Here is an 18581-nt window from a genome sequence, read left to right as displayed (position 1 = left end):
AGGGGACAGATTTATTATATGTGATGATGCGGAGTGGTCAGGCCCTGGTTTGATTGTGTAGAGGCAAAGCTGATCGGAAAATAAATCTGTCCCCTTTTTTTTTGTTTTAAAGAAAAAAGGGAACAGATTTGTTTTTGAGCAAAAAGGGGACGATTTATTTTCGAGGAAAATGATGGGCATTTCCCTCTGGCGACCAGCAGAGATGTTCCTGACCTGAACCTGATTGGCTGTGAAGGAAATAAATCCGTCCCCTTTTATCCTTTTATCCTCGTCCCCTTTTATCCTATAGTTAATTCTGCAAGTAGAGCTTGGGAAACAATCGCGATTTTTTCCGTCAGGGTGAGTATGGACTATCCAATTTTGATTAATATTTTAAGGTCTGTATTTTCAGTTGATGTTGGGCTGGAGGCTTGCGAAGCGCAAGCAGCGTTGGAGCGCATTCTAAACGATGCAGTCCAGAAAGTACGTTTGGAAAAGGAATTGAAGTGCCTTTTTCAGGACGGTTCTGTTTCGTGGGTGAATCTATTAGATAATGTTGATTATGTTGTTTGTCCGGCAGATGATGAGTTTGAGGCCAAAGAGTATTTCATGACGATTATAGGCAGGCAGATTTTTGTTGGCGATTAAATGAAAAGGACAAAAAATGGAGAAAAGGGGATAGATTCGTTCTCTGAGCCTTTGGTGATGCGGAGGTGGTCAGGCCCCGGTTTGATCGTGTAGGGGCAAAAGCTGATCGGAAAATAAATCTGTCCCTTTTTTGCATGTCCCTTTTTTGCAGTAGTTGTTGGGGGTTATTAATACGGTTTTCTCAAAGTGATGGAAAGGCTATGCTTAACAATAGTTTGGTTGAGCGATTTGTTGCTCAGGAATTCAGTCCTCATGTTCGTAAGGTTTTACGGGAGGCTCTTCAGCAGAGAGTTGACGCCGATAAGGTTTTAGCTGGGCAGTGTGAGTTTAATTGCTTTGATGTTGAGTTTGATTTTTTAAAAGGAATGGTTGTTGTTCAAGATGTTCTCGACTCAGGGGAAGAGAGTAGCGTGGAAATGCCGATTGCAGATTTTGTTGTTCTTTGCGGTCTTAATGATAATTGATGGGGCCGGAATGGACCACGGCGCGTTGTTGTAGGGAGGGCGGTGGGATGTACCGCGCTCCCGATCATTACGAAACTTTCATTCCAATTAAAAGCTGAGGATTGTGGAATGGTGCCGTTCAGCTTTTCGGACCTGCTTACTTAGTATGACGCTGCGGAAGTTTTCTATGTGCGGACGGATCCCGCTATTGAATCCACAGAAGAATTTAATGAAGGCGTTTTATTACCTGCTTTGGTTGCCCGGATATTTTGGATTCAATTGGGATGCTTTGTATGATTGCTTGAGAGATCTCAGTTGGATTCCTTGCAGGCAGCTCGTTCTCGTGCATGAGTCTTTGCCAAGATTGCTAAGAAAAGATTTGCGGTTATATCTTGAGGTGCTGCGTGATTCGGTACTTGACTGGGCCGGAGATGAAGGGCATGAAATAGAAGTGGTCTTTAAGTCTGTAGATAGAAACATGGTTGAAGGTATGCTTTAGCATTAGCTTGAGAGGTACGTAAAAAGCGGGACGGATTTTCTTACTTCGCAGGGGAAATGCGGAGCGATTCCCACCTGATGGATCGCCTATAAGGCGAACCCAAGAGCAGCTGTAAAATAAAATCGTTCATTTTTATGTTAGTAAAGACTCAAATGGATTACTTTAATGATCAATGTATATCACGATTATGTTTGCCCTGTTTGTGGGTACGACCGTCTTGATGAGCCGGCTTACGATAACTTCGGCTGTGCCACGTACAATATTTGTCCGTGCTGTGGCACAGAGTTTGGATACGATGACTCGACAGTAGCGCATGCAGAGCTACGCAAAAAATGGATTTCTGAGGGTAAATTGTGGTGGAGTAAGCATCAATTGAAACCTAATGATTGGGATCCGGTAAGGCAGTTAAAAAAACTACCCTCGTAATTGGCGAGAATTAGAAGAGAGAAAATAAAAACGAATAAAAACGGTACGGATTTATTTCGCGGGGGAACCAAGGGTAGCCATCACCTGGATCTGATTTTCAAAAAGGGGACGCAAAAAGGGGACGGATTTGAATGGCACTTACTTAACCTTCTTCGGGTGTCCATTCTTCCTGACCTCAGCCCTTGCTGATCGACGTGTTTTCATCAGCATGGGGTAAGGCTTGAGTCTTCGTTTTATGGCGCGCGGCTCAATCCTGCCAGGACGCCTTCCAACACGTTTCTGGGCAATATGCGTCTAAGTTGAACCCGGTGATTTCAGGAAAAAATAGTGATGAGCTTCGAACTGTCGGGTTTTGGTGATTTAGGTCCGGTGCACGTGGGTATGACTCGCGATCAATCGCGGGCGATATTGGGAGGTAATTTTGACGAGTTCTTCAAAACGAAAGACTCTACAGTTCCGACTGACGCCTACGATGATCTAGGAGTGCATGTTTATTTTGATGAGGGTTTCACCATCATCGGCGTGGAATTTATGAAATGGAGCGACCTCAGCTGGCGCGGACAGCGTTTGTCCGGTGCGGATGTACTTGAAGTTCAGCAGCATATGGTTGCGCAAGGCGAGGTCCTGAGCTTTAATAGTTCAGGATTTGATGTGGACGGATTGGGTCTTAGGATTTATGCGCCTGATATGGGTGAGGAGGACGCTGTGATAGAGGCGGTTTATGTCAGCTTTGTAAAAAACAAATAAGTTTGCTAAAAGGGCGGGCACATTTTTAAAGCCTTAAAATTGATAAATAAAAAAGTGGTCATATTTATTTTCTAAGCCTGTGATGATGCGGAGCGATCAGGCCCCGGTTGGTCGTATGGGTGCGAAAAGATGATCGAAAATAAATCTGTCCCCTTTATTGTACGTCCAGATCTTCGGATAAATGGAGAACTGGCCGATGTATACTCCCCGACCTCAACGAGCCCTATTTCAGTATTGAAAACGGTAGGCTACAAGGTGCAGAAGCAAGCTGACAATATCGTGATAAACCTCGCTGACTCGCCGCTAAGTATCGAGGCGATAGAGAGTGCATTGAAATTAAGTCCTATTAAAAATCTGAAGCGCTTGTTTCTCATAAAGGGTGATAACAAGCGTGTTATCGAGATTGACTAATGACAATAACAATGTTTATGGAAGTAGAGGTTGGCGTGTCGTTGGAAATAATTAAGGGGGCCGTGGCAGAAATTGCTAACGATATTGAAATGGAGGAGAGGTCCTTTGAGGGGTATTTTTCTGCATCGAACGGTTTCTTTTATTTTGAGGAGGTTGAGCCTCCGAGTGCCGTCGCAGCGGAAGGATGGAACGTTGAGTGGCAGGTGGGTGTATTGGGTGCATTTCATTGTCCTATGCAGCAGCTGGAGCAAAACTGGAGCGAAATCAAGCATCTGATGGAAGAGGTTTTTAAATGCTCTTCGTCGCGCTTCGTCCTTTCTTTTCAGTTTGATCGTGTATATGCGTTTAATGAGGGGGATGGTGTTGTGTACAAAAGCAATATGGTGATCTAAGAAGAAATGGGGGCAGAAAACCACAGAAAAGGGTGCTGATTCTAATGGCATTACTTAACCCTCTCCAGTGTCTATTTTTCTTGATCTCAGCCCAGGATGATCGATGTATTTTTTCTGTTAAGGCATGAGCTGTACGATTCAATGGTGTAAAAATTCAAAGAACTGGAATAGTGCGTCAAGCACCGATGAGTTACCTAATCATGCGCACGGAGTGTTTATGAACAAGTTCCCCCTGGTGATATTAACCCTAATCCTGAACTTATCCGCCTGCAAATCCAACGTCAGAGATTCCTCCCCCACCGTGCTCAACAACGGCATCCAGTTCCAGCAAAACAAAGTGACCGTCGATGCGCAGCACGCCAAGGTCATCATGAAAGCGTCCGGGGCTACTTATCCGGTGGAGTTTTCCATCAGGCGCGCGGCGGATCCTGATCAGCGCATGGATGTGCAGGGAACCGTAGTGGATACCGGTCGGGGCAGGGTGTTCGGCTGGATTGCCAAGGTCAACGAGACGGTGCACAGCGCAACCTTGAAGCACTTTCCGCAATTGGAGGTGGAGGCTGACGTTGATCAGCCCTTCGAGGTCTCAGGCTTCGCCAGTGACGGGAGCATCGGTAATGGTTACCGTTGTGGTCCGGTCCGAAGCACTTTTACGCCGCAGCGAAGCAAGGTTTATCTGGTGGAATTCCAGTTTGTGGGCAGCCGGTGCGAGCAGCATGTGTTTGATGTCACGCAGCCACAGGAGCGTGTTCCTGTGGCGAGCTTGCCTTAGCTCGGAGCGAGTGGGCTGGGTGGCTTGATGTTGTCATGTCGTACCGAGGTGTCTGGTTTGGGGCTGCTGCGCAGCCCAGCGGGAGCAAGCTCCCTCGCCACGGGGAGATGTGGCGGGTTTTTAGGGGCATGCGTCCTTCGAGAGCTTAGGAACGTTCGGCCTTATAAAAGGAAATGTCCGACGTGTTTTTAAGGTTGTCGGTCGGAAGCGCGGTTTCTAGTCTTTTGCTTGTCGCTGCCATTCAGCGGCCGGGCGTGAGAAACCCGAATAATAGGCATCCAGCCTCGGTACCTGCATAATTGCAGCCAGCTTATCCGCTGCCTGTAGATGCGTTATGGCGGCTGTGTGCGGGCAGACCTCGGTCTGGCCGAGTACCTATTCTCGGATTTCTCACCCCTGCGCACAGCTGCCACCAATTACCGAGTGAGAAACGGTAAGTGATGGCTCTCATCACTAATAGGTAAAAAAATGGATAAGCCAGTCCCCGACCCCCCCTTCAACAAACTCAACCCGCTTGCCGGCTTCGATTCTATCGAAGAGCTGCTGAAAGACCGCGCCGCCGCCGAGCGAGTCCTCGATCATTACCTCAATCCAAAACCGTCAGAGACAAGCACTGATCCACGCATCGACAGCCTGTTTGCAGTCACGGCCGTAGCCGACACCGATACATTGCTAACCAGCGCTTCGGAAACCCTGGCTTCGATCAAAGCCATGGCCGAGGATCTGGCCTTTGAAGTGGAGGGCACGCGGCGCAGCGTGGCGCTGGGGATTCATCAGTTGGTGGAGTTGTGCCAGTTGCTGGTGGACAAGGCGCTGGATCAGTTGGAGGCGCAGGCCAGCCCGGCACCTTGATCTCCTTGTGGCGAGGGAGCTTGCTCCCGCTGGACTGCGAAGCGGTCCCAACAGCAGCGACTCAATTTATCTGGCACACCGAGGTGTCTGGTTTTGGGGTTACTGCGCCCGAAGCGTCGGACCGTCCCAGCGGGAGCAAGCTCCCTCGCCACGGGGGACGCGGTGGTCGGTCGGTGGATACTGACTGGCCACCGCCGATCATTACTGCATCAACACCTCAACCACCCCATCCGCGGTCATGGTCACTTTGCTGGTGCCGGCTTCAACCTCAGGCGTGACCGACTCGGTGTCCATGGATGCCGCTTTCATCATCATTTGCGGGCGCATGTACGGTTGTGGATAACCGTTGGTGTTGAAGTTCAGGTTGACGATCTTGTAGCCCTTGCCGCCCAGGGCTTCGGTGGCGAGTTGGGCGCGGGCCTTGAAGGCGTTGACGGCGTCCTTGAGCAGGGCGTCTTCGCTGGTCTGGCGGGTGGCGGTGGCGATGGCGAAGTCCATGCCGGCCATTTTCATGTCGCCCAGCAGTTCGCCGGTGAGTTTGGACAGGGCGGCGAAATCGGCGCTTTCCAGGCGCAGCTCGGCGCGTTCGCGCCAGCCGGTGATTTTCCCGCCTTTGTTGTCGTAGACCGGGTAGCTGTTGCGGCTGCCCTGGCGCAGGTTGATGTCCTTGACTTGCTTGGCCTGGCCGATGGCTTTGTTCAGCGTGGTGCTGACGGCGGCGGCGAGCTTGGCCGGGTCGGTGTTCTGTTCCTCGGTGTAGAGGGTGACGATCATCAGGTCGCGGGCCACTTCCTGGCTGGCTTCGGCGTGCAGGGAAATCTGGTTGTAGTGCAGCTCATCGGCGGCCAGGGCCGGCAGGCTGGCGGCGGCGCCGAGGCTGAGGGCGAGCAGGGCGGCGGGGCGACTGAACGTGTGCATGAAAGCTCCTTGGGATGATGCGCAGGGGTAGGTTCCGAGCCTGCGTGAACGATAAGACTCTAGCTTTTATGGGCGGGTTCGCACAGTTACAACTTCTATACAGATGATGCCCGGCGAGGGCTTTCTGTGGTGAGGGGATTTATCCCCGCTGGACTGCGTAGCAGTCCCAGAATTGTCATGATCCCGCTCAGCGTGGTGCCTGACCTTTTTTTGGGCCGCTTCGCGCCCCAGCGGGGATAAATCCCCTCGCCACAATATTGGTGTGCCATTTCATGGCTGTGGCGCTTTGCCGCATCTTCGCCTCTGCCCGCCGCGCCTTGGTTATACTCCGTGCGATCCGCCTGGAGCGCTCATCAGGAGAGCTCATGCTCGCCCCTTTGCAAATGACTTCCGCTTCGCGCCAGAACCTCTGGCGTCTGACGTTCATCCGCATTCTGGTCCTCGCGGCCCAGGCCGGCTCCGTGGGGCTTGCCTATTGGTTCGACCTGCTGCCGCTGCCCTGGCTGCAACTGGCGATTACCCTGGTGTGCTCCAGCGTACTCTGCGCATTGACGGCGATTCGCCTGCGCACTTCCTGGCCAGTGACCGAGCTCGAATACGCCGTGCAACTGGCCTGCGACCTGTTTATCCACAGTGCGCTGCTGTATTTCTCCGGCGGGTCGACCAATCCCTTCGTGTCGTATTACCTGGTGCCGCTGACGATTGCGGCGGTGACGCTGCCGTGGCGTTTTTCGCTGATCCTGTCCGGCATCGCCCTGGCGCTGTACACCTTGTTGCTGGCGCGGTTCTATCCGCTGGAAACCTTCCCCATCGCCCGAGAAAACCTGCAGATCTACGGCATGTGGCTGAGTTTTGCCCTGGCCGCCGCGGTCATCACGTTTTTTGCCGCGCGCATGGCCGAAGAGCTGCGTCGCCAGGAAGAGCTGCGGGCGATTCGCCGCGAAGAGGGCCTGCGCGACGAGCAATTGCTGGCCGTGGCGACCCAGGCCGCCGGCGCCGCCCATGAATTGGGCACGCCGCTGGCGACCATGAGCGTGCTGCTCAAGGAAATGCGCCAGGACCATCATGATCCGGCGTTGCAGGAAGACCTCGGCGTGCTGCAGGACCAGGTCCAGCTGTGCAAGGAAACCCTGCAATACCTGGTGCGTGCCGCCGAGGCCAACCGCCGGTTGGCCATCGAAATGCAGGACGTCACCGACTGGCTCGACGAGGCCTTGAATCGCTGGCACCTGATGCGCCCCGAAGCCAGTTATCGCTTCCAGTGCCTGGGCCAGGGCACGGTGCCGCGCATGGCGCCGCCGCCGGACCTGACCCAGGCCTTGCTGAACCTGCTGAACAACGCCGCCGACGCCTGCCCCGAAGGCCTGGAAGTGGTGCTGGACTGGAACGCCTATGAACTGACGATCTGCATTCGCGACCACGGCGCCGGTGTGCCGCTGGCGATTGCCGAGCAGATCGGCAAACCGTTTTACACCACCAAGGGCAAGGGTTTCGGCCTCGGCCTGTTTTTGAGCAAGGCCAGCGTGACACGCGCCGGCGGCTCGGTGAAACTCTACCCCCATGAGGAGGGCGGCACGCTCACCGAGCTGCGCCTGCCCCATGCCGACCGAGGAGACGAATATGAGTGACGAGATCCAAGTCGACGGCGAAGAACTGCCGCACCTGTTGCTGGTGGACGACGACGCCACCTTCACCCGCGTCATGGCCCGGGCCATGTCCCGACGCGGTTTTCGCGTCAGCACCGCCGGCTCCGCCGAAGAGGGCCTGACCATCGCCCAGGCCGACCTGCCGGACTACGCCGCCCTCGACCTGAAGATGGATGGCGACTCCGGGCTGGTGCTGCTGCCCAAGCTGCTGGAACTCGACCCGGAAATGCGCGTGGTGATCCTCACCGGTTATTCAAGCATCGCCACGGCGGTCGAGGCGATCAAGCGCGGCGCCTGCAATTACCTGTGCAAACCGGCCGACGCCGACGACGTGCTGGCCGCGCTGTTGTCCGAGCATGCCGACCTGGACACGCTGGTGCCGGAAAACCCGATGTCGGTGGACCGGCTGCAGTGGGAACACATCCAGCGGGTGCTGACCGAGCACGAAGGCAACATCTCCGCCACCGCCCGCGCCCTGGGCATGCACCGGCGGACCTTGCAGCGCAAATTGCAGAAGCGTCCGGTACGTCGCTGAACCTGCGCTGAACGAATGCTGTCCACCCTCGCGACACATCGGGCCGTTGCTTTATGATCGGCCCGAGTTTTCCCCTTATCGAGCCTTAACCATGAATCAGAACGCTGAATATTCCGCGGTCAATGACGCGGTGCGCGGCCAGTTTTTCCGCCGTGTCTGGCAAATGACCACGCCATACTGGCGCAGTGAGGAGAAGGGCAAGGCCTGGACGCTGTTGATCGCCGTAATTGCGCTGTCGCTGTTCAGCGTGGCGATTTCGGTGTGGCTGAACAATTGGTACAAGGATTTTTATAACGCCCTGCAGGAAAAGAACAGCGAGGCGTTCTGGAAGTTGATCCTGTATTTCGGCGGCATCGCCACGGTGGCGATCCTCGGCGCCGTGTATCGTCTGTACCTCACCCAGATGCTCACGATTCGCTGGCGGGCCTGGCTCACCGAGCAGCATTTTGCCCGTTGGCTGAACGACAAGAATTATTACCGGCTGGAGCAGGGCGGCTACACCGACAACCCTGACCAGCGGATTTCCGAAGACCTCAACAGCTTCACTTCCACGACGTTGAGCCTGGGCTTAGGGCTGCTGCGTACCGTGGTCAGCCTGGTGTCGTTCTCGATCATTCTGTGGGGCGTGTCGGGCAGCATCGAAGTGTTCGGCTACACGATCCCTGGCTATATGTTCTGGTGTGCGCTGCTGTATGCGGCGGTGGGCAGCTGGCTGACGCATTTGATCGGGCGCCGCCTGATCGGCCTGAACAACAACCAGCAGCGCTTCGAAGCCGACCTGCGTTTTTCCATGGTGCGGGTGCGGGAAAATGCCGAGAGCATTGCGCTGTACAACGGCGAACCCAACGAGAACCGCCGCCTGAGCGAGCGTTTCGGCCTGGTGTGGCACAACTTCTGGGACATCATGCGCGTGTCCAAGCGCCTGACGTTCTTTACCTCTGGTTACGGGCAGATCGCGATCATCTTTCCGTTCATCGTCGCTGCGCCGCGTTACTTTTCCGGAAAGATCCAACTGGGCGAGCTGATGCAGATCAACTCGGCGTTCGGCAACGTGCAGGAGAACTTCAGTTGGTTCATCGACGCTTACGCCTCGCTCGCCGCGTGGCGCGCCACTTGTGACCGTCTGCTGAGTTTCCGCCAGGCCATGAGCGACAACGAAGACCGGGTGCCGGCCATCGATGTGCAGAACCAGGGCAACGAACTGAAAGTCCGCAACCTCGGGCTGGACCTGAGCGACGGTCGCCATTTGCTGACCCGCGCCGAACTGAGTGTCGAACCGGGCGAGCGGGTGATGCTCAGCGGGCGTTCCGGCAGTGGCAAGTCCACCTTGCTGCGGGCGATGGGGCATTTGTGGCCCGCCGGGCACGGCAGCATCCTGCTGCCTTCGGCGCGTTATCTGTTCCTGCCGCAAAAGCCTTACCTGCCGATTGGCAGCCTGCGCGAGGTGTTGAGTTATCCACAAGCGGGCGATATCTACCCCAACGAACGTTATGCACAGGTGCTGGAAACCTGTCGCCTGCCGCACCTGATTTCGCGGCTGGACGAAAGCAACCATTGGCAACGCATGCTCTCGCCGGGCGAACAGCAGCGCCTGGCCTTCGCCCGTGCGTTGCTGTATGCGCCGCTATGGCTGTATATGGATGAAGCAACGTCGGCGATGGATGAAGAAGACGAGGCAACGCTGTACCAGGCGTTGCTCGACCAGCTGCCAGGCCTGAGCATCATCAGTGTCGGCCATCGAAGCAGTTTGAAACGTTTCCATGGGCGACATGTGCGCATCGAGAATGGCCAACTGGTGGAGCAGTTTGTAACCGCCTGAACACCATAGAACCTGTGGGAGCGAGCTTGCTCGCGATTGCGGTTTGTCAGTTGATATTGCATCGCTGACCCACCGCTATCGCGAGCAAGCTCGCTCCCACAAGGGTTTGCGGTGGAGCCGGGCCTCTGTGTCCATAGTTGCACAATGTAGGAGCGAGCCTGCTCGCGATGAAAGCGACTCGGTTTCTGCACCAACGGTGATCGTACAACCACGTTGCGCTATGATGCGTATTCAGCCGCTTGTCAAAATAGAGATACACCATGGAAAACCCGCTCAACGTCCCACGTCTTCCCCGCAAGCGCCGCAGCCTGGCGCAGGAGCTGGTGACGGTGCTGTCCGAGCAGATTCGCGACGGTCTGCTCAAGCGTGGCGATAAATTGCCCACCGAGTCGGCGATCATGGAGGCCCATGGCGTCAGTCGTACCGTGGTGCGCGAGGCGATCTCCCGTTTGCAGGCGGCAGGGCAAGTGGAAACCCGCCACGGCATCGGTACATTCGTGCTCGACACGCCGAGCCCGAGCGGCTTTCGCATCGACCCGGCGACGGTGGTCACCTTGCGTGACGTGCTGGCGATCCTGGAATTGCGCATCAGCCTGGAGGTGGAATCGGCCGGGCTGGCGGCGCAGCGCCGCAGCGACGAACAATTGGCAGCGATGCGCGCGGCGCTCGACGCCCTGAATGAAAGCGCGGCCCACGCCAGCGACGCGGTGGCCTCGGACTTCGCTTTCCATCTGGAAATCGCCTTGTCCACCGGCAACCGCTACTTCACCGACATAATGACCCACCTGGGCACAAGCATCATCCCGCGCACCCGACTGAATTCGGCGCGCCTGGCTCACGACGACCAGCAGCACTACATGGATCGCCTGAGCCGCGAGCACGAAGAAATCTACGAAGCCATCGCCCGCAGGGACTCCGATGCGGCCCGCGCGGCCATGCGCCTGCACCTGACCAACAGCCGCGAGCGGCTGCGCCAGGCCCATGAAGAGGCGCAAGCACAAGGCTGAACTTCGCTGCTTTTCGTGGCGAGGGAGCTTGCTCCCGCTTGAGTGCGAAGCGCTCATTTGGAGAGGGGCCGCTGCGCAGCCCAGCGGGAGCAAGCTCCCTCGCCACGCAGGCCCTGTGTTGGGTTCTGGTTCAGCAGATGAACAACCCGGAACGGAAGGGCGGTTACGGCTCGATCTTCAACTTCACCGGGGCTGAATGGATGTCCTGGCTGGACTCGTTGGCAAACCGGTACTGCAATTCAACTTCCTTTCCGATATACCTTCTCAGCTCTTTCTCGGGCACGATCACCCGTAATCCCGTCAATTTAATCGGCCCTTGGTCGGGGTCGTCCCATCGGCCCGCAGGCACTTGTTCTCCTTCCCAATCGGGAATGTTATCGGCGCGAAGCGTCGGAAAAACCCACCAGTCGGCGGAAATCCCGTCGGCATCAGGGATCAAGACGTCCAGGGTTTTTCCCAAAGCCGACAAACTGATCGACAGGATGGGTGGGTCGAACATAGCCATGATCTAACTCCATGTAGTCTTGGCCGCGGCTGTTTTGCGGGCGGCTCATGTCAAAGATTGTTTGGGTTCGCAGTAATACCCTCTCAGCACTGCCGAGAAGGCACAACTGTCAGATCTGCTAGTGGTAACGAGCGCTCGGGTATGCCGCGCACTGTCCTGAACCCCGGCGGAAGAGGTCGCGCTCGGCCACAACACCTACCCACCGACGAAATTCAGTTGACGTTCAGATTTTAAGTTGTACGATGACCTACAACTTCTCACGAAGCTGAACCGCTTTCCTACAACACAACATTTGCGTCCAGGGTGTTCGAATAATGAATCCACAAGAACTGAAGTCCATCCTCTCGTCTGGCCTGCTGTCGTTCCCGGTCACCGATTTCACTGCCAATGGCGATTTCAATCGCGACAGCTACATCAAGCGCCTCGAGTGGCTGGCCCCGTATGGCGCCTCTGCGTTGTTCGCAGCGGGCGGCACCGGTGAATTCTTCTCCCTGGCCGCCAGTGAGTATTCGCAAGTCATCAAGACTGCCGTCGATACCTGCGCCACCAGCGTGCCAATCCTCGCCGGTGTTGGCGGTGCGACCCGCCAGGCCATCGAATACGCTCAGGAAGCCGAGCGTCTGGGTGCCAAGGGCTTGCTGCTGCTGCCACACTACCTGACTGAAGCCAGCCAGGACGGCGTTGCCGCCCACGTTGAAGCCGTGTGCAAATCGGTGAAGATCGGCGTGGTGGTCTACAACCGTAACGTCTGCCGCCTGAACGCCACCCAGCTGGAGCAGTTGGCTGAGCGTTGCCCGAACCTGATCGGCTACAAGGACGGCCTGGGCGATATCGAATTGATGGTGTCGATCCGTCGTCGCCTCGGCGATCGTTTCAGCTACCTGGGCGGCCTGCCGACCGCCGAAGTCTACGCCGCTGCCTACAAGGCGCTGGGCGTACCGGTCTACTCCTCGGCGGTGTTCAACTTCATCCCGAAAACCGCGATGGACTTCTACCACGCCATTGCCCGCGAAGATCACGAAACCGTTGGCAAGATCATCGACGATTTCTTCCTGCCGTACCTGGACATCCGCAACCGCAAGGCCGGTTACGCGGTGAGCATCGTCAAGGCCGGTGCGAAAATCGTCGGCTACGACGCGGGCCCTGTGCGCACGCCGCTGACCGACCTGCTGCCAGAAGAATACGAAGCCCTGGCCGCGCTGATCGACAAGCAAGGCAAGCAGTAACAGACCCGACAAAGCCGCTGAGCAATCAGCGGCTTTTTGCGTACAGGGACGCCCAGCGTTCCTAGACAGGTTTTGTAATAGGAGAAGCTCCGTGGCAGATTCAAAGCGTTTCGATAACTACATCAACGGTCAGTGGGTAGCCGGTGCCGACTATTGCACCAACATCAACCCGTCTGACTTGTCCGATGTCATCGGTGAATACGCCAAGGCTGACGCCGCTCAAGTCAATGCCGCCATCGACGCTGCTCGTGCTGCGTTCCCGGCCTGGTCGACCTCGGGTATCCAGGCCCGCCACGACGCGTTGGATAAAGTTGGCAGCGAAATTCTCGCCCGCCGCGAAGAACTCGGCCAGCTGCTGGCCCGGGAAGAGGGCAAGACCCTGCCCGAAGCCATCGGCGAAGTGACTCGCGCCGGCAATATTTTCAAATTCTTCGCCGGCGAGTGCCTGCGCCTGTCGGGCGATTACGTGCCGTCGGTGCGTCCGGGCGTCAACGTTGAAGTCACTCGTGAAGCCCTTGGTGTGGTTGGCCTGATCACCCCGTGGAACTTCCCGATCGCTATTCCCGCGTGGAAAATCGCCCCGGCCCTGGCCTACGGCAACTGCGTGGTGATCAAGCCCGCCGAGCTGGTGCCGGGCTGTGCCTGGGCCTTGGCCGAAATCATTTCCCGCGCCGGTTTCCCGGCCGGTGCGTTCAACCTGGTCATGGGCAGCGGCCGCGTGGTCGGTGAAGTCCTGGTCAACAGCCCCAAAGTCGACGGCATCAGCTTCACAGGTTCCGTGGGCGTGGGCCGGCAGATCGCGGTCAACTGCGTGTCGCGCCAGGCCAAGGTGCAGTTGGAAATGGGCGGCAAGAACCCGCAGATCATCCTCGACGACGCCGACCTCAAGCAGGCCGTCGAGCTGGCGGTGCAGAGCGCGTTCTACTCCACCGGCCAGCGTTGCACCGCGTCGAGCCGCCTGATCGTCACCGCCGGTATCCACGACCAGTTCGTCGCGGCGATGGCCGAGCGCATGAAGTCGATCAAGGTCGGTCATGCATTGAAGGCCGGCACCGATATCGGCCCGGTGGTCTCCGAGGCCCAGCTCAGCCAGGACTTGAAGTACATCGACATCGGCCAGAGCGAAGGTGCGCGGTTGGTCAGCGGTGGTGGTGTGGTGACCTGCGACACCGAAGGTTATTTCCTGGCGCCGACGCTGTTCGCCGACAGTGAAGCCTCGATGCGCATCAGCCGCGAAGAAATCTTCGGCCCTGTCGCCAACGTCGTGCGCGTGGCTGACTACGAGGCGGCGCTGGCGATGGCCAACGACACCGAGTTCGGTCTGTCGGCCGGTATCGCCACCACCTCGTTGAAGTACGCCAACCACTTCAAGCGCCATTCCCAGGCGGGCATGGTCATGGTCAACCTGCCGACCGCCGGCGTGGATTATCACGTACCGTTCGGCGGGCGCAAAGGTTCGTCCTACGGTTCGCGCGAGCAAGGCCGCTACGCGCAAGAGTTCTACACCGTGGTGAAGACCTCCTACATCGGCTCGTAATACGCAATACCGGACGGCGCCGGGCTCCGGCGCCGACCGTACAATTTGATTTCCCGCATAAAAATAAATAGTGGAAGTAGATTACATGCAAGAGACCAAGCCGACGCACGTCCGCTATTTGATCCTGCTCATGCTGTTTTTGGTGACGACGATCAACTATGCCGACCGTGCCACCATCGCCATCGCTGGTTCCAGCCTGCAAAAAGACCTCGGCATCGATGCCGTCACCCTCGGTTATATCTTCTCCGCCTTCGGCTGGGCCTACGTGGCCGGGCAGATTCCTGGTGGTTGGCTGCTCGACCGTTTCGGTTCGAAAAAAATCTATGCCCTGAGCATTTTCACCTGGTCGTTGTTCACCGTGCTGCAAGGCTATGTCGGTGAATTCGGCATGTCCACGGCCGTGGTTGCGCTGTTCATGCTGCGCTTCCTGGTCGGGCTGGCCGAAGCGCCTTCCTTCCCGGGCAACGCCCGTATCGTCGCGGCCTGGTTCCCCACCGCGGAACGCGGCACCGCCTCGGCGATTTTCAACTCGGCGCAGTATTTCGCCACCGTACTGTTCGCACCGCTGATGGGCTGGATCGTCTACCGCTTCGGCTGGCAGCACGTGTTCATCGTGATGGGCGTGATCGGTATCGTGTTCTCGCTGGTCTGGCTGAAGGTGATCTACAGCCCGCGCCAGCACCCGATGATCAACGAGGCCGAGTTCAATCACATCGCGTCCAACGGCGCGATGGTCGACATGGACCAGGACAAGGGCAAGGAAAAGAAAGCCGATGGTCCGAAGTGGGATTACATCCGCCAGCTGCTGACCAACCGCATGATGCTCGGCGTGTACCTGGGCCAATACTGCATCAACGGCATCACCTATTTCTTCCTCACCTGGTTCCCGGTGTACCTGGTGCAGGAACGCGGCATGACCATCCTCAAGGCCGGTTTCATCGCGTCTTTGCCGGCCATTTGCGGCTTTATCGGCGGCGTGCTTGGCGGGGTGATTTCCGACTACCTGCTGCGCAAGGGCCACTCGCTGACCTTCGCCCGCAAGGCGCCGATCATCGCCGGCCTGCTGGTGTCCAGCAGCATCGTGGCGTGCAACTACGTCGACATCGAATGGATGGTGGTGGGCTTCATGGCCCTGGCCTTCTTCGGTAAAGGCGTCGGTGCACTGGGCTGGGCCGTGGTCTCCGACACTTCGCCAAAACAGATCGCCGGCTTGAGCGGTGGCCTGTTCAACACCTTCGGCAACCTGGCGTCGATTACCACGCCAATCGTCATCGGCTACATCATCAGCTCCACCGGTTCGTTCAAGTGGGCGCTGGTGTTTGTCGGTTGCAACGCGCTGATGGCGGTGTTCAGCTACCTGGTGATCGTGGGCCCGATCAAGCGTGTCGTGCTCAAGGAACCAACGGCCAGAGATGGCGACACTTCCAGCCTGTCTGAAGCCAAATCCTGAGGAGCGGCGTCGATGAATCTGATTGAACATGCCGATTCGCCCCGTTACATCCGCCTGCATGAGCGGGACAACGTGGTGATCGTCGTCAACGACCAGGGCGTACCGGCCGGGACCGAATTCCCGGACGGCCTGGTCACCGTCGACTTCGTGCCGCAAAGCCACAAAGTCACCCTGGAGGATATTCCCGAGGGCGGCGAGGTGATTCGCTACGGCCAGGTCATTGGCTATGCGCTGCAGCCGATCCCGCGTGGCAGCTGGGTCAAGGAAGACCAGCTACGTATGCCCACCGCGCCACCGCTGGACAGCCTGCCGCTGTCCACCGACGTGCCGGCGGCCGATGCGCCGCTTGAGGGCTACACCTTCGAGGGTTATCGCAACGCCGACGGTACCGTCGGCACGCGCAACATCCTGGGTATCACCACCACGGTGCAGTGTGTGACCGGCGTGCTGGACCATGCGGTCAAGCGCATCAAGGATGAGCTGCTGCCCAAGTATCCGAACGTCGATGACGTGGTGGCGCTGACCCACAGCTACGGCTGTGGCGTGGCGATCACCGCCACCGATGCCTATATCCCGATTCGCACCGTGCGCAACCTGGCGCGCAACCCGAACCTGGGAGGCGAGGCGCTGGTGATCAGCCTGGGCTGCGAGAAATTGCAGGCCGGGCAGGTCATGCACGAGGGCGACAGTTCGGTGGATCTCAGCGAGCCATGGTTGTATCGCTTGCAGGACTCCAGCCACGGTTTCACCGAAATGATCGAGCAGATCATGGAGCTGGCCGAGACCCGTCTGAAAAAACTCGACCAGCGCCGTCGCGAAACCGTGCCGGCCTCGGAGCTGATCCTGGGCATGCAATGCGGCGGCAGCGATGCGTTTTCCGGCATCACCGCGAACCCGGCCCTGGGCTACGCCTCGGATTTGCTGCTGCGGGCCGGTGCGACGGTGATGTTCTCCGAAGTCACCGAAGTGCGCGATGCGATCTACCTGCTGACGTCCCGGGCGCAAACCCGTGAAGTCGCCGAGGAGCTGGTGCGCGAGATGGACTGGTACGACCGCTATCTGGCCAAGGGCGAGGCCGATCGCAGCGCCAACACCACGCCGGGCAACAAGAAGGGCGGGCTGTCGAACATCGTCGAAAAATCCCTGGGCTCGATCGTCAAGTCCGGCAGCAGCGCGATCAACGGCGTGCTCGGCCCGGGCGAGCGCTTCAAGCAGAAGGGCCTGATCTTCTGCGCCACGCCGGCCAGCGATTTTGTCTGCGGTACGCTGCAACTGGCGGCGGGGATGAACCTGCATGTATTCACTACCGGACGCGGTACGCCGTACGGTTTGGCGATGGCGCCGGTAGTGAAGGTCTCGACCCGCACCGAACTGGCTCAACGCTGGCCCGACCTGATTGATGTCGACGCCGGCCGGATCGCCACCGGGCGTGCAAGCATCGAAGAGTTGGGCTGGGAGCTGTTCCACTACTACCTGGATGTGGCCAGCGGCAAGAAACAGACCTGGGCCGAGCGGCACAAGTTGTACAACGACATCACGCTGTTCAACCCCGCGCCGATTACCTGATGATTGAGTAACCGCTGGAGATCCAATGTGGGAGCGAGCTTGCTCGCGATGGGGGCGGTACATTCAGCATTGATGCAAGCTGCCCCGGCGCCTTCGCGAGCAAGCTCGCTCCCACAGGGGATATGTGGTGAATGTGGATTTGTGGTCGGCCCCGTACAGATGTAGGAGCGAGCCTGCTCGCGAAGAGGCTCGACCAGACGCCAGTGCCGTGAGTGGCTATCATTAGCCACCTAACGACACTCCTTCTCAAGGTCCCCCGGCATGCTGGCAATTTTCCTCGAAACCCTGAACATCACCGCGCCGGTGTTTGCCATGCTGTTTCTGGGGACGCTGCTCAAGCGTATCAATTGGATCAACGACAACTTCATCTACATCGCCTCGTCGCTGGTGTTCAACGTCACCATGCCGGCGCTGTTGTTCCTCGGCATCCTGCATGCCGACCTGCATGCGGCATTGCAGCCCGACCTGCTGATCTATTTCTCGATTGCCACCCTGGCGAGTTTTGCCATGGCCTGGGGCTGGGCGATCTGGCGTTGCCCGCGTGAAGATCGCGGTATCTATACCCAGGGCGCGTTTCGTGGCAATAACGGCGTGATCGGCCTGGCGCTGGCGGCGAGTATGTACGGTGACTACGGCATTTCCCTCGGCGCGATTCTCGCGGCGCTGGTGATCCTGTTCTACAACACCTTGTCGACCATCGTGTTGGCGGTCTACAGCCCGGTGATCAAGTCCGACCCATGGAGCATCTGCAAAAGCGTGGTCAGCAACCCGCTGATCATCAGCGTGCTCGCCGCCGCGCCGTTCGCCTATTGGCAAATCGGCCTGCCGAACTGGTTCGAGACCTCGGCCAGGTACTTGTCGCAAATGACCTTGCCCCTGGCGTTGATCTGCATCGGCGGCACGCTGTCGCTGGCGGCCTTGCGCAAGAGCGGCAAGATGGCCCTGAGTTCGAGCCTGGTGAAAATGGTCGGCCTGCCCCTGGTGACCACGTTGGGCGCCTGGCTGTGGGGCTTTCGCGGCGCCGAGTTGGGGATCCTGTTCCTGTACTTCGGCAGCCCCACCGCCGCCGCCAGCTTCGTCATGGCCCGCGCCGCAAATGGCAACCATGAGTTGGCGGCGGCAATCATCGTCATCACTACGCTGATGGCGGCGATTACCACCAACGTGGGGATTTTTGTGCTGCAGTGGGGTGGGTGGATCTAG

19 protein-coding genes and 1 pseudogene are annotated in these 18581 nt (G+C 57.7%); 17 read left to right on the top strand and 3 right to left on the bottom strand.

The genetic code is table 11. The annotated features are described in order from the left end of the window. Positions 1 to 345 precede the first annotated feature (345 nt). The 3 genes from J3P89_RS24280 to J3P89_RS24270 all read left to right on the top strand — a co-directional run bounded on the left by J3P89_RS24280 (position 346) and on the right by J3P89_RS24270 (position 1569). Positions 346 to 627 (top strand): hypothetical protein, encoded by a 282-nt coding sequence (locus J3P89_RS24280; RefSeq protein ID WP_434695877.1) that lies wholly within the window; start codon positions 346 to 348, stop codon positions 625 to 627. Between the two features lie 200 nt (positions 628 to 827). Then, positions 828 to 1091, top strand: coding sequence for a hypothetical protein (locus J3P89_RS24275; protein ID WP_434695874.1), 264 nt, complete (start codon positions 828 to 830; stop codon positions 1089 to 1091). A 208-nt stretch (positions 1092 to 1299) separates the two neighbouring features. Continuing rightward, positions 1300 to 1569 carry a barstar family protein gene (locus J3P89_RS24270; RefSeq protein ID WP_434695873.1) on the top strand — a complete coding sequence of 90 codons (270 nt, stop codon included), beginning with the start codon at positions 1300 to 1302 and terminating at the stop codon, positions 1567 to 1569. A 564-nt stretch (positions 1570 to 2133) separates the two neighbouring features. Here J3P89_RS24270 and J3P89_RS24265 read toward each other — a convergent pair. Then, positions 2134 to 2283 (bottom strand): annotated as a pseudogene (locus J3P89_RS24265) (IS4 family transposase); the annotation flags it as partial. Between the two features lie 42 nt (positions 2284 to 2325). On the opposite strand from J3P89_RS24265, the gene J3P89_RS24260 reads away from it, so the two are divergent. From J3P89_RS24260 to J3P89_RS24240, 5 genes are all read left to right on the top strand, one after another. After that, positions 2326 to 2742: a hypothetical protein gene (locus J3P89_RS24260; RefSeq protein ID WP_434695871.1), complete on the top strand. Its 417-nt coding sequence runs from the start codon at positions 2326 to 2328 to the stop codon at positions 2740 to 2742. Positions 2743 to 2871: 129 nt separating this feature from the next. Continuing rightward, complete coding sequence (locus tag J3P89_RS24255) at positions 2872 to 3153, top strand: hypothetical protein (protein ID WP_434695868.1); 282 nt, start codon at positions 2872 to 2874, stop codon at positions 3151 to 3153. 11 nt (positions 3154 to 3164) lie between these two features. Then, positions 3165 to 3545, top strand: a complete 381-nt coding sequence (locus tag J3P89_RS24250; RefSeq protein WP_434695866.1) for a hypothetical protein — start codon at positions 3165 to 3167, stop codon at positions 3543 to 3545. Positions 3546 to 3762: 217 nt separating this feature from the next. Beyond that, the gene (locus tag J3P89_RS24245; RefSeq protein WP_434695865.1) at positions 3763 to 4317 is read left to right on the top strand and encodes a hypothetical protein; all 555 of its coding nucleotides are present in this window, start codon (positions 3763 to 3765) and stop codon (positions 4315 to 4317) included. A 468-nt stretch (positions 4318 to 4785) separates the two neighbouring features. Beyond that, positions 4786 to 5169, top strand: coding sequence for a DUF6124 family protein (locus J3P89_RS24240; protein ID WP_434695864.1), 384 nt, complete (start codon positions 4786 to 4788; stop codon positions 5167 to 5169). Positions 5170 to 5370: 201 nt separating this feature from the next. Here J3P89_RS24240 and J3P89_RS24235 read toward each other — a convergent pair whose 3' ends face one another. Continuing rightward, positions 5371 to 6087: an SIMPL domain-containing protein gene (locus J3P89_RS24235; protein WP_434695863.1), complete on the bottom strand. Its 717-nt coding sequence runs from the start codon at positions 6085 to 6087 to the stop codon at positions 5371 to 5373. A 365-nt stretch (positions 6088 to 6452) separates the two neighbouring features. Here J3P89_RS24235 and J3P89_RS24230 point away from each other — a divergent pair, with 365 nt between their 5' ends. From J3P89_RS24230 to J3P89_RS24215, 4 genes are all read left to right on the top strand, one after another. After that, on the top strand, positions 6453 to 7715 hold the full coding sequence (locus J3P89_RS24230) for an ATP-binding protein (protein ID WP_305496839.1): 1263 nt from the start codon (positions 6453 to 6455) through the stop codon (positions 7713 to 7715). Next, complete coding sequence (locus J3P89_RS24225) at positions 7708 to 8268, top strand: response regulator transcription factor (protein WP_003177957.1); 561 nt, start codon at positions 7708 to 7710, stop codon at positions 8266 to 8268. Before J3P89_RS24230 ends, J3P89_RS24225 begins: the two co-directional genes overlap by 8 nt. 91 nt (positions 8269 to 8359) lie before the next feature. Continuing rightward, complete coding sequence (locus J3P89_RS24220) at positions 8360 to 10087, top strand: ABC transporter ATP-binding protein/permease (RefSeq protein ID WP_434695862.1); 1728 nt, start codon at positions 8360 to 8362, stop codon at positions 10085 to 10087. A gap of 260 nt (positions 10088 to 10347) precedes the next feature. Further along, positions 10348 to 11094, top strand: coding sequence for a FadR/GntR family transcriptional regulator (locus J3P89_RS24215; RefSeq protein ID WP_434626136.1), 747 nt, complete (start codon positions 10348 to 10350; stop codon positions 11092 to 11094). A 163-nt stretch (positions 11095 to 11257) separates the two neighbouring features. On the opposite strand, the gene J3P89_RS24210 is transcribed toward J3P89_RS24215, so the two are convergent. After that, entirely contained in the window at positions 11258 to 11599 is a 342-nt protein-coding gene (locus J3P89_RS24210) for a hypothetical protein (RefSeq protein ID WP_434695861.1), read from the bottom strand. Positions 11600 to 11913: 314 nt separating this feature from the next. On the opposite strand from J3P89_RS24210, the gene kdgD reads away from it, so the two are divergent. The 5 genes from kdgD to J3P89_RS24185 all read left to right on the top strand — a co-directional run bounded on the left by kdgD (position 11914) and on the right by J3P89_RS24185 (position 18581). Next, positions 11914 to 12825 carry a 5-dehydro-4-deoxyglucarate dehydratase gene (kdgD, locus tag J3P89_RS24205; protein WP_186613371.1) on the top strand — a complete coding sequence of 304 codons (912 nt, stop codon included), beginning with the start codon at positions 11914 to 11916 and terminating at the stop codon, positions 12823 to 12825. A 91-nt stretch (positions 12826 to 12916) separates the two neighbouring features. Beyond that, the gene (locus J3P89_RS24200) at positions 12917 to 14362 is read left to right on the top strand and encodes an aldehyde dehydrogenase family protein (RefSeq protein WP_434626134.1); all 1446 of its coding nucleotides are present in this window, start codon (positions 12917 to 12919) and stop codon (positions 14360 to 14362) included. 85 nt (positions 14363 to 14447) lie between these two features. Next, positions 14448 to 15812 carry an MFS transporter gene (locus J3P89_RS24195; RefSeq protein WP_434695860.1) on the top strand — a complete coding sequence of 455 codons (1365 nt, stop codon included), beginning with the start codon at positions 14448 to 14450 and terminating at the stop codon, positions 15810 to 15812. Positions 15813 to 15824: 12 nt separating this feature from the next. Further along, a complete protein-coding gene (gene garD / locus J3P89_RS24190; protein WP_434602819.1) occupies positions 15825 to 17378 on the top strand; it encodes a galactarate dehydratase in 1554 nt (517 codons plus the stop codon). Positions 17379 to 17639: 261 nt separating this feature from the next. Next, a complete protein-coding gene (locus J3P89_RS24185; protein ID WP_434569817.1) occupies positions 17640 to 18581 on the top strand; it encodes an AEC family transporter in 942 nt (313 codons plus the stop codon).

This window comes from Pseudomonas sp. Z1-14, from assembly GCF_051132005.1.
Lineage (GTDB): Bacteria > Pseudomonadota > Gammaproteobacteria > Pseudomonadales > Pseudomonadaceae > Aquipseudomonas.
Note: the sequence above shows the minus strand (reverse complement) of the source record. Positions and strands in the feature narration are given on the sequence as shown.